This window comes from Maribacter sp. 2-571, assembly GCF_050589625.1.
Lineage (GTDB): Bacteria > Bacteroidota > Bacteroidia > Flavobacteriales > Flavobacteriaceae > Pelagihabitans.
Genome location: NZ_JBNGOP010000003.1, coordinates 59222 through 71358, shown reverse-complemented (window position 1 = coordinate 71358; position 12137 = coordinate 59222). Strand labels below are relative to the sequence as shown.

Genomic DNA, 12137 nt, shown 5'->3' with positions numbered 1-12137 from the left:
ATGGCCCGAAGGGATTGCCAGCTAAACGGAAATGTCCCCGGACCATAGTAATCGTGAAGGAACGGATTCCTTTTAAAAGATGGCAATACCAAGGGCATCTCCTGATACCATTTTTACTTTGAAATGATAATAAGACCGATATTACCGAAATCCATACAGGAAAATTTTCTACAAAAACAAGACCATAAACCTAATTCCGTTACCGGCCCGTTTCTCCCGCCGATCCTTTTCATTGTTTATCTCCAATGCCCACCTGTTTATCTGCAATAAAAAAAGGCACCTAATCTAAGGTGCCTATTCTAATTCAATACATTTTTATAAGCCGTTATACTAAGGGTTTATCGCCCAAGAAACATAGTATATCGCCCCTACCAGCCCGGTACCTACGGCGGTAAAATATTCTTCATTAAGGATATTCGATCCTCCTACTTTAAAAATAGATTTTATACTTGGTACGGAGTAATTGATCTGGGCATCGACCACGCTAAAAGACGGTACGTCCCCATCGGCAAAAGTAGCCTGCCATAAAAAGGAATCGCTCCATCTATAGTTTACGTTAAAACCAAAATTTTTGAAGAGTTCCGTATTTCCGAAGGACGCTTTCACCTTATGTTTTGGGGTGTTGAACCTCGGTCTAAAGTCAGGGAAGGCCGCTTGGTTAAAATCTAGTTCGGAGAAGGTGTAGTTGACACCAACATCAAAGTTCCCTAAAATTTTGGTATCCACACCGGCGGTAACCCCATAAGACTTGATTGGTGCCTGTGAATTGGTGTAGGTCTGGTACACTTGGGTATCCCCGTTCTCCAAAGCGCTCAAAGCAAGGGGCTTACCGGTGTTATCCACTTCGGTAAACCCTACGTCGCCGTAAAGCGGAACAGAAACCAAGGTGGTGGAGATAAAATCGTTGTAATCGTTATAATACCCGCTAATATCGATAGCGGTTTTCCCCATTTGCGCCCGATACCCTACTTCATAGGCCGTGATTTCCTCAGGCTTTACCAGTCCAACATTTGCAGCCTCTGGAGCTCCCGCCTGCAGGGAACTGACACTGAAAGCATTTTCGTAAGCATCCCTACCTACGATTGTTGCTGTTGGAGAGCCAGTAAGCGCAGCACCGTTTTCGGAAGGATTCAACCCGAAAGTACGCACGTCGCGATCCAGGTTATCCGGTGCCGAACCGACCAATACCGCTCGACCACTATTAAGTCCGATAAACAAATCTTGCGTCGTCGGGTTACGGAACCCTTTTTGTACCGAACCTCTAATATTATGGTTGCGTCTTTCGCCAAAGGTATATACCAAAGATCCTCTTGGCGAGAAGAAACCATCAAAAAATTCATTCTTGTCGTAACGAACGGAAGCCGTATATTTCAAACGTTCATCCATCACCTTTCCTTGTATCTGCGTATACGCACCGAACTCGCTGTAGGTAATCGGCCCATCAAAATCGGTAAAGATGGTTCCATTGGAATTCAATTCATACTCTCGAAAGGAACCACCGACCTGTAGGTCTACCTTATCGTTCAACAAGTGGCTAAAGTTGTAATTTCCATCGGCATGGCGCAACTTGGTGTTATCGATAAACTTGGCACCACTACTCAGGTCCCCATCGGAAATAACACTGTTGAACGCCGCTTCAAACTCGGGAGTCCCCGGAATTAGACGACCCGTATCGGCAGCTGCCCTAGCGGCGGCATGTGCGGTGGCATCATCGGCCAATTGACCCGTACCTACGCCCAAACGCGCTCCAATGTAGGTGGAGATGTAATCTCCGAACCAAGAGGGTTCCGCAGGGTTGTTAGGGTTTGGCGCGTCTCTTTTCCACCTTCTGTTCACGTTGATGGCCGCAAAACGGGTATCATATGAATTTCCAGAGTTCTCGATCGTGGTATACCCGCGAACAAAAAAGTTATCGTTACGAATTTCTATCTTGTGCTGTTGCAAAATAAAATCTCGAATCGCATAGCGGTTTGCACCCTGGTAGATGGTATTTCCCCTACCTACTCTACCGTTGTAAATAATTTCCAGGTCATCGCCAAAAGGCTTGTAGTGCACCGACCCGTCGAACTTAACGCTCTGCGCTCCATAATTATTCAAATCTTGTTCGGCATAACCCGTTCTCGATATTAATGCGGAACCAAGCGTGCCGGAAGGCAGACCGGCAAACTCATCAAAGTCTATCACATTGGACACCTCGTCCCCGTAAATATTCAAACCGTCATAACCGGGATCGGTTCGGGTAAGACCGGGATTCCCCAAATCAATATCGTTTACGGCATGCCAATCCTCCCCTTGCAGATAGGAAAAATTGGCCTTCAACGCAAACTTATCGCTAAACGCGTGCGCCGCACGAATTCCAAAATCGTAATAACTGTTATCGCCCGCCGCTGTTTGGGAAGTGATCCCCGTTTTAAAATAAGTACTTATTCCTTGATAATCGAAAGGATTTTTACTCGTCATGAACAAAATACCGTTGAATGCGCCGGCACCATATAGTGCGGAAGAGGCACCCGGGAGTATTTCTACACTGTTCACTTCCAATTCGGACATTCCCACCAAGTTACCGAGCACGAAATTCAGCCCGGGAGCGGAGTTGTCCATCCCATCGACCAATTGCATAAAACGGGTATTGTTAAAATCGGCAAAACCACGGGTGTTGATCGACTGGAAAGTTAAACTATTGGTATTGACATCGACACCTTTCAGGTTCTGTAATCCTCCATAAAAGGATTCCGCCGTGGTCGATTTAATTTCCTTAAGTCCGAACCGCTCTACGGAAACCGGCGATTCAAAAATACGTTCCGGCGTTCGGGAGGCGGAGATGACCACCTCGTCCAAAAAGGTTTGTGCCTCGGAGACCACAATGGAAAGGGTCTGGTTGTTTTCGGTAACCTCAGCGGTCGCGTCAGTGTATCCGATACTCGTTACTTTCAGTTGAAAAGGGGGCACTTCAGAAGTCTCCAAAACAAAATTACCATCAAAATCCGTTACGGTTCCAATGGCTTTTCCCTCAATGACCACGTTGGCGCCCGGGACAGGCTGATCGTTTTGGTCGACTACTTTTCCGTTTATTACGGTCTGGGAAAAACCAAGAATTCCCGACAGTAAAAACGTTAACAACAGTACTGTTCTCATATTCGTTTTGAGTTATATTAGTTTGTAAGGCAAGATACAGATTTTTTTACATCGAAAATCATAAAACAAAAAAAAGGATGCATGCATAGTATTTTATTCCTAACAACACCCCCGTAATTCTGAGATATCTTCAAAAAACGAAACAAAAAAGGCCACGAAAAAAATCGAGGCCTTACATTTATTTGGTTATAATTCTGACTATTCGACCGTAACCGATTTTGCCAAGTTCCTGGGTTGGTCCACGTTACACTCCCGCATCACTGCAATATGGTAAGAGAGCAATTGAAGTGGTATGGTGGTCAACAAAGGCGTTAGGCTTTCCAAGGTCTCCGGAACCTCCACAACGTGATCGGCCAGACTACGTACCTGTTCGTCACCCTCTGTAACGATGGCGATGATCTTACCTTTTCGGGACTTGATCTCTTGGATATTGCTCACTACTTTTTCGTAATGACCTTTTTTGGTCGCGATAACGATGACCGGCATTTGTTCGTCGATCAGGGCGATAGGACCGTGTTTCATTTCAGCCGCGGGATACCCCTCGGCGTGTATGTAACTGATCTCTTTTAATTTGAGGGCCCCTTCCAGGGCAACCGGGAAATTATATCCCCTTCCCAAATAAAGACAGTTATTGGAATCTTTATATACATCGGCGACCATCTTTATCTGTGCGTCCGATTTTAAGGCGGTCTCTACCTTGGATGGAATGGTTTCCAATTCGGTAAGAAACTCGTGGAATTTTGATTCGGAGAACTCCCCTTTTTCTTTGGCGAGCTTTAAGGCAATCAGGGTCAACACGGTAATCTGTGTAGTAAAGGCTTTGGTAGAGGCCACCCCAATTTCGGGGCCGGCATGGGTATACGCTCCGGCATCGGTGGCCCTGGCGATAGACGACCCTACTACGTTACACACTCCAAATACAAAAGCGCCCTTTTCTTTTGCCAGTTTGATAGCGGCAAGGGTATCGGCGGTCTCCCCCGACTGGGAAATAGCGATCAATACGTCTTTTTCGGTGATGACCGGATTTCGATATCGGAACTCCGAGGCATATTCCACCTCCACCGGTATCCTGGCCAAATCTTCAAAAATGTACTCCGCAACAAGTCCCGCGTGCCAAGAGGTTCCGCAAGCGACGATAATGATACGATCGGCCTTCAAAAATTTTTCCAGGTTTTGATCGATACCCGCCATTCGGATCAGGCCCTGATCGGCCAACAAACGCCCTCTGTAAGTGTCCAAAATGGCCCTAGGCTGCTCGTATATTTCCTTTAGCATGAAATGGTCGTAGCCGCCCTTTTCAATTTCTTCCAAATTTAATTGTAGCTCTAGAATATTGGGGTATGCAATGGCATCGTCCTTTATCTTTCGAAGTTTGATCTCTTTGCCCAAACGTACGATCGCCATTTCCTCGTCCTCAAGGTAAACGGCATTGTTGGTAAACTCGATAAAAGGGGATGCGTCCGAAGCAATAAAAAATTCGTTGTCGCCCACACCTATGGCCAACGGGCTACCGAGTTTGGCCACCACGATCTCATCGGGTTTTTTCAAATCAAAAACTGCGATGGCGTACGCACCTACCACTTGGTTGAGCGCTATTTGTACGGCCTTGCCCAATTTCACATCTTCGGTTTTTTGTACTTCTTCGATCAAGTTTACCAATACCTCCGTATCGGTATCGGAGTTAAAGGTATAGCCGCGTTTTACCAGTTCTTTTTTTATCGATTCATAATTTTCGATGATTCCGTTGTGGATGATTACCAAATTTCCAGAGTTCGAATAGTGTGGGTGCGAGTTTACATCATTAGGAACACCATGGGTAGCCCAACGCGTATGGCCTATACCTAAGTTCCCTTTTACCGAAATAGAAGATTCCGCCTTCTTCGAAAGATCTTCGACCTTTCCCTTCGTTTTGGCCAGGTTAATATCGGTGCCGTCATAAATGGCCACACCGGCACTGTCGTACCCACGGTACTCCAAGCGCTGCAAACCTTTAATAAGTATTGGATAGGCTTCTCTATATCCTATATAACCGACTATTCCACACATAAAATTGAATTTAAAAAGGATTTACAAGTACGTCGCAAATGTAAGGGAAACACCGCCTACGTTTAACAAACGTCGTTAACGTACGTATATTTTCTTTGAAGTTATTTTGTTTTACTGTCTCGATCATAATCGAAAACCATTGCGTTACATCGCAATCGACATCCCCCTTTTAGTCCGCCTCGGTATAAAAAATTTCCAGTTGTAAACGCTGGGCTTCCGGAACGTCTGGTCCACTACCGAAAAGTACCGTGCCCACCGGTGTATAAGTGGGCTCTATTGGAAGTGCAATATCTGTCTCACCTTCCACCAGCGCCGATGCCGTCCTAAAATTTCCTATGGTGGATATGTCAGGGGTAAGCATGAGCCCCAAGGCAACGTTCTCTTGGTCCCTAAGGATTAAATCGTTGATATGATCGGTAATCCTAACGGTGTATTTTATGCCTTGTCCGTCTTCACGCTCCAAGAGACCGTCGTAATTCAAAAAACTACCAAAAAGTGTATTGGCCGCGGAAACCTCGGTGCTAAGATCTATAATAGGGATTCCGGTTTCCAGATCAAACAGGTACAAACGGAACGGTTCTCGAAATGCAACATCATCCATAGGTTCCGTCACCGCTGCATCTCCCAAGGTCGTTCGATCTACATAAAAAACCAAGTTCGCCTCGTTAATGATCCAGTTTTGCGCCTTAATATTGGTTATGGCATCTGTCTCCTCTCCCGTATCATCACTGAACAAATTAATCTGGGAATAAGAACCGGCACCACCTTTTAAATAGATTCTAGAGGCGTTCGATTCGTTAAAGTTTTCAATGACCTCCGCAGGAAAGTCATCTTGAATAATCGTATTTACCGCATTGCCAACCGTTCCTTGAGGAGTTGCCCGAAGTAAATTCAATACTATGGTGCGTTCATTTATTATGTTGTCATCAGCATCGTCCGGATTTTCACTTTCAAACGTATAGGTTAGCTGCACTTCGGCCTGGTTCAAGTTCAGCAACAGCATTAGTTCTTCCCCTATTGGTTCTAACGCAATATGGATACCCCGTAAAAATTCATTGAAATTGGCCTGACTACGTAGTTCCGAACTACCCTCTTTGTCGATTAAATTTTCCTGAAAAAATTCAGCGCTCAAAACGACACGTATGCCCGGGTCGGCCTTGGTTACCGACAACGCCTCGTTTTCCTCGGTATCGGGATCGTCCTCGTTGTCAAATACATATTCAAGATTGCTGATGGTCTCCAAGGTATCGGTCTGATATAGCAAATCTCCCAAAAAATCCTGATCGAACCGTTGAGTATTGAAATATTCCTGCTGCTCGGTAAAGTTGCTTTGCGGATCAAAGTCTCGAAGAAAGAATTCGGATTCGCTTACCGTTAATCGGAATCCTGCCTCCCGATTTCCATAGATACTATCGATATCGATTGTTTTGGGAAAGTTATTCTGCAACGTCTCCTCATCTACATCATCATCTACTCCATCATTATCGGTATCCTTCTCCAAAGGGTTGGTTCCTAAAGCACGTTCTTCTGCATTGGTAAGACCATCACCATCGTTATCGTTATTGGGATTTTCTGGTTCGATATCCAAAAAATCGTCCACTCCATCATTGTCCATATCCCTTACCGCTTCGGTCTGACTCAAATACGGGATGTAAAGAACCACTTCCGTTACCGTTTCCGCCTCGGGAATTTTATCAGGGTCATTGTCTTCTTCGTCCTGGGTGCTCGCACCAAAGGTCGGATTTCCTTCGGGCAATAGCAGTTGAGAAGTGATCTGTGCTTCCGTTCGCCCGTAAACAGCATCGTTAAAGACACCCAACTGGTACAGCGGCAACCGATTGGTCTGTACTGCGTTAATTTTTTTATTGACCGCAAACACCGGGTAAGTCTCGTTACCGGTAGAAAAGGGTTCGCTTCCTACGACGGTACCCCCTAGAGTGGTAAGATCCTCTTCACAGGAAACAAGGGCCAATAGCAGCAAGCCTACCAACAAGGCGGGCGCTTTTATTTTTTTCAGAAAAATCATTTGGGTTACTTTAAAACTTCCGTTTCATAAAAGTTGGCATACGCGTCCTCAAATTCTTGCAAGGGAACATACGGCAACACTGGTACTTGAAGGTTGGAAATGTGTTGTTTTAACGCTTCTGGAACTTCTTCCGAGGCTAAAATAACCGCATCCGAAAAATCTACGGCCACTTTTAACAAATTATTATAATCGGGCGAGGCCAAAGGTTGGATTTGCTCCTCTGGAATTCCATCAAAGGCGATTTTTTGCATCATCCCTTGGTCGAGCATCCCATCAAAGGATTTTTTATAGACCGATGTTACAATTTTACTTTCGGTGAACAAGGGTTCGTCCGCGTAATATTTTTTAAGATACAAAGGTAATAATGAGGCCATCCATCCGTGAACGTGGATAATATCAGGGTTCCAGTTCAACTTTTTTACCGTTTCTACTACACCCTTGGCGAAAAATATGGCCCGTTGGTCATTATCGGGGAAAAGAGCGCCCTCTTCGTTACTAAAAGTGGCCTTTCTTTTAAAATACTCGTCATTATCGATAAAGTATACCTGAATGCGTTCTCTAGGAATGGACGCTACCTTTATAATCAAAGGCATGTCCATATCATTGATGACCAAGTTCATACCCGACAAACGAATCACTTCGTGCAACTGATGCCTACGTTCGTTGATGTTGCCGTACCTGGGCATAAAAATACGGATTTGACCGCCTTTACTGTTCACCATTCGGGGTGTTTCGTAAGACATCAAGGACACCTCATTTTCAGGAAGGTAAGGAACTAATTCTGAAGATACGAACAATATCTTTTTGCCATTCATAGAAGCTGTATATACGTTAACCGTTCTTACGGAGTTGCAAAACTACAAAAATTATGCAGATTAGCCGTATTTATAGTAAGTTTGCTCGCTTTTAACCATGAAATATGCCTTTGATAGAAACCAAAAAAGCCCTAAGATCCGCGCTCTCCAACCGAGCACCGGGCAGCCTACTGGGTTTGGTCCCGACCATGGGAGCCTTGCACGATGGCCATTTGGCACTGGTACGAAAGGCGGTATCCGAAAATGATGTGGTAGTGGTCAGTATTTTTGTCAACCCCACCCAATTCAACAATGCAGGGGACCTCGAAAGCTATCCACGCGACCATGAAACCGACCTGGCCCTTTTAAATTCCGTATCGGAACAGCTTTTGGTTTTCGTTCCCCCGGTAGCGGAAATGTACCAAGAAGGATTGCATGCGAAAACGTATGATTTCGGTGGGCTGGAAAAGGTTATGGAAGGTGCCTTTCGGCCCGGCCATTTTAATGGGGTGGGTACCGTTGTGGAAATGCTGTTGCGCGCTGTGGCCCCACAGCGAGCGTACTTTGGGGAAAAAGATTTTCAGCAACTACAGATCATCAAAAGTTTGGTGGCACAGCTTGAGCTGCCCATAACGATCATTGGCTGCCCAATTGTCAGGGAAGCCGATGGATTGGCGTTGAGTTCACGCAATAAACGCCTTTCCGAGGGCGTTCGCAAAGAAGCGCCTTTTATCCATGCCACCTTGAAAGCGGTGAAAACCCAATTTGGCACGAAAAATGCAAGTTCTATTGAGGAATGGGTAAAAGAATCGTTTGAAAAACATCCCCATCTTGAACTAGAGTACCTGACCATTGCGAACGAGCGAACATTGCTGCCCGACGCAAAAATTCAGGACGACCAAAAATATAGGGCGTTTATAGCCGTTTATGCTGATGATGTGCGCCTTATCGACAACATTGCCTTAAACTAACGAACACCACATTTATGCAAATTCAAGTTGTAAAATCGAAAATACATCGCGTAAAAGTCACCGGAGCGGACCTCAATTATATCGGTAGCATTACCATTGACGAAGATTTGATGGATGCGGCCAACATCATCCGGGGAGAAAAAGTACAGATCGTGAACAATAACAATGGCGAACGCCTGGAAACCTATGCCATTCCCGGTCCCCGAAACAGTGGGGAAATCACCTTGAACGGAGCGGCGGCCCGAAAGGTAGCTGTTGGCGATGTGCTTATTTTGATAACCTATGCGTGGATGCCAATAGCGGATGCCAAAACGTTCAACCCGTCATTGGTGTTTCCCGATGAAAACACCAACTTGCTGAAATAATACCGCTTCAGTTCTTTGGAAGGCGGAGCACTGCCCAAAAGCTTATTTTTAATTGGTATTTTTGAATGAAGAGGGTAACTGTACGGCATCCGTAAAATGAACCACGATGTATTTAAACCCGCTTTATGCATTAGAAAATCTATTACAGCTTCCAGCTACTTCAAAATATGGTGCTGCGCTACATTTTTAAATGTAACCGTAGCGGTGCTATGCTTACATTCATAAAATGTCATATTTTATCCCAGCTAAAAGCTTCATTACGAAGTTCTAATGCATAATCCGGGTTAAAATGCTTAGGTTTATACGAAAAACATGAAACGCAATTTCAACTTTGCGTCAAAGCAGCAGTTGGCAGTAAGCTATTTTGTAATCCATAAAAATTGCCTGCCGCCAAGTGCAACCACATACCTGTCAAAGGTTTGTAGGCCCGATTACTTGAAAGAAAGTCTTGCATCAAACTACATTCTTTCAGCTAATGATTGTGACCAATGAAAATAGCCGACCGTTTTATGCCCGTTAATACCGTATTCGTTCTAACACGTGCGATTGGGACCATACCGAACCATTTTGCATCCAACTAAGCATCGTACACCTTGAGTTTCCCGATAAAAAAGACATTAAAAACGGTAGTTCCCATAGCACTGGGCATCTTTTTGGTTTGGTTTTGGTACTCCCGTACCGCTCCCGGCGATAGGGAACAAATTGCCTTCTATATTAAAAATGCCGACCTGTTTTGGGTGTCCATATCCATTCTTCTGGGCATATTGGGCCACGTTTCACGAGCGATCCGTTGGAGCTATCTTTTGGAACCGATGGGATATCGACCACGGCTCCACAACAACGTCCTTATCATTTTAATGGCCTATTTTGCAAATTTGGGCATCCCCAGAACGGGAGAGTTTTTAAGGGCGACCGCACTGGCCACTTACGAAAAGGTACCTTTTGAAAAAGGGTTCGGAACCATCGTAACCGAAAGGGTAATCGATGTGTTCATGTTGTTGGTGGTGGTGATAGCCACCTTACTATTGCAGACCAATGTAATCCTTGGCTTTTTTGAAGAACGGGGTTTCGATTTCAATGGGATACTCCTCCTTGCCGGTGTAGGCTTGGCGCTACTGTTGATCATGATCTTGGTATTCAAAAAATCGAATCATCCTTTTATCCTAAAGATCAAAAAATTTATGGGCGGGCTTTTGGAGGGTGTTCTCAGTATTTTTAAAATGAAGCGGAAATGGGCCTTTGTGTTTCACACTCTTTTCATTTGGGCCTGCTATATCGGAATGCTCTGGGTAATCAAATATACCGTTCCGGAAACCATGTCGCTAAGCCTGAGCCAACTCATGGTGGCCTTTGTTGCCGGGGCCTTTGCGATGGCAACCACAAATGGCGGGGTAGGACTATACCCCATCGCGGTAAGTAAGGCTTTGGCCATCTTTGGGATCACCGCCGTGTCGGGCGATGCTTTCGGATGGATCATGTGGATTTCCCAAACCTTGATGATCGTTGTTTTCGGTGCAATATCTTTTCTTGTTTTGCCGTTATTGAACAAAGAGAAATAACCCGCTTTCCCAACCAAAAAGTGAATCATGCGATATGTTTTTACCCTGTTTGCCCTTTTTATAGCATTTGGCGCAAACGCACAAGTCACCCAAGAAATTTTTGAATCCTTTAAGTTACAGGAGCGCCGTGAGGTGTTTTATTACATCCCGGAGGATTACGACCAAGAAAAAAAATACCCCTTGGTCATCGTTCTGGATGCGGAGCACCTTTTCGAACAAGTGGTGGCCAACTCCAAATACTATAGCACGTTTCACGGAATGCCCGATATGATCGTAGTGGGCATCAACCAACTTGAAAAAAGCGTTCGTTTGGACGATTGCGCTTATGACGAAAATGGATTGCCATCAGAAAAAGGGAAAGAGTTTTTTGAATTTTTGGGCATGGAACTGATTCCTTATTTGGACCTGAACTACAACACCGCCCCTTTTAAAATGATTGTCGGATATGACATCACCGCAAACTTTATAAACTATTGGTTGTATAAGGAAAATTCGTTGTTCAATGCGTACATCAGCATTTCCCCTACCTTGGCTCCCGGCATGGAAACCAATGTTCCCGCCCGTTTGGCCGACCATAACAAGCGTATTTTTTACCAACTCATCATGGAGACTGAAAAAAACGACTACTCCGCCAGCATTGAAGCAATGAACAAATCGATAAAGGCAATAGAAAAAGAGACCCTGTTTTATTACTATGACGAATATGCCGGCGCCGACCATATCTCCATCGCGGCCTATGGGATCGGCAGGGCCTTTGACAACATTTTCGGAATGTTCAAACCTATCAGTCCAAAAGAATATCGACAACAGATATTAACTTCTGAGGAACCGGTATTTCAATACCTGGAAAACAAATACAACGGCATCAAAGACCTATTTGGACTTCAAAAACCGGTAGAGCTGAACGATATTATGGCCATTTATGCAGGAATCCGCAAAAAGGAGGACTATGAATCCTTAAAACCCCTTTCCGAACTGTGCAAAACCGAATTTATGGGCACTATGTTGGGCTTTTATTTTGAAGGAGAATACTACGAACAGATGGGAGAACCCAAAAAGGCCTTAAAAACGTTTGAAAAGGCTTTTGGAATGGATGAGATCGACTTCCTTACCAAAGAAATGGCCTTGGAAAAAATAGATGCGCTAAAAGCCGATTTCGGATATTAGAAAAACGTTTTGCCGTTCCGATCACCATTGGAGGTAGTCGGCCCGTCTCTACATTACCTTGTTACGGTCATACA

The 12137-nt window shown here is 44.8% G+C and carries 8 protein-coding genes; 4 read left to right on the top strand and 4 right to left on the bottom strand.

Annotation, left to right across the window (positions count from 1 at the left end; genetic code table 11):
- Nucleotides 1-330 precede the first annotated feature (330 nt).
- From ACRD7P_RS02930 to ACRD7P_RS02915, 4 genes are all read right to left on the bottom strand, one after another.
- Nucleotides 331-3135, bottom strand: coding sequence for a TonB-dependent receptor (locus ACRD7P_RS02930; RefSeq protein ID WP_430905999.1), 2805 nt, complete (start codon nt 3133-3135; stop codon nt 331-333).
- Nucleotides 3136-3333: 198 nt separating this feature from the next.
- A complete protein-coding gene (gene glmS / locus ACRD7P_RS02925; protein ID WP_430905998.1) occupies nt 3334-5181 on the bottom strand; it encodes a glutamine--fructose-6-phosphate transaminase (isomerizing) in 1848 nt (615 codons plus the stop codon).
- Between the two features lie 169 nt (nt 5182-5350).
- Nucleotides 5351-7207: a DUF4270 family protein gene (locus ACRD7P_RS02920; protein WP_430905997.1), complete on the bottom strand. Its 1857-nt coding sequence runs from the start codon at nt 7205-7207 to the stop codon at nt 5351-5353.
- 5 nt (nt 7208-7212) lie between these two features.
- Nucleotides 7213-8022, bottom strand: coding sequence for a glycogen/starch synthase (locus ACRD7P_RS02915; protein WP_430905996.1), 810 nt, complete (start codon nt 8020-8022; stop codon nt 7213-7215).
- Between the two features lie 104 nt (nt 8023-8126).
- Between ACRD7P_RS02915 and panC the strand changes: the two genes are divergently transcribed.
- The 4 genes from panC (at nt 8127) to ACRD7P_RS02895 (ending at nt 12063) form a co-directional block, all read left to right on the top strand.
- Nucleotides 8127-8972 carry a pantoate--beta-alanine ligase gene (panC, locus tag ACRD7P_RS02910; RefSeq protein ID WP_430905995.1) on the top strand — a complete coding sequence of 282 codons (846 nt, stop codon included), beginning with the start codon at nt 8127-8129 and terminating at the stop codon, nt 8970-8972.
- A gap of 14 nt (nt 8973-8986) precedes the next feature.
- Complete coding sequence (gene panD / locus ACRD7P_RS02905) at nt 8987-9337, top strand: aspartate 1-decarboxylase (protein WP_430905994.1); 351 nt, start codon at nt 8987-8989, stop codon at nt 9335-9337.
- Between the two features lie 593 nt (nt 9338-9930).
- On the top strand, nt 9931-10896 hold the full coding sequence (locus tag ACRD7P_RS02900; RefSeq protein WP_430905993.1) for a lysylphosphatidylglycerol synthase transmembrane domain-containing protein: 966 nt from the start codon (nt 9931-9933) through the stop codon (nt 10894-10896).
- A gap of 27 nt (nt 10897-10923) precedes the next feature.
- Nucleotides 10924-12063, top strand: coding sequence for an alpha/beta hydrolase (locus tag ACRD7P_RS02895; protein ID WP_430905991.1), 1140 nt, complete (start codon nt 10924-10926; stop codon nt 12061-12063).
- Nucleotides 12064-12137 lie beyond the last annotated feature (74 nt).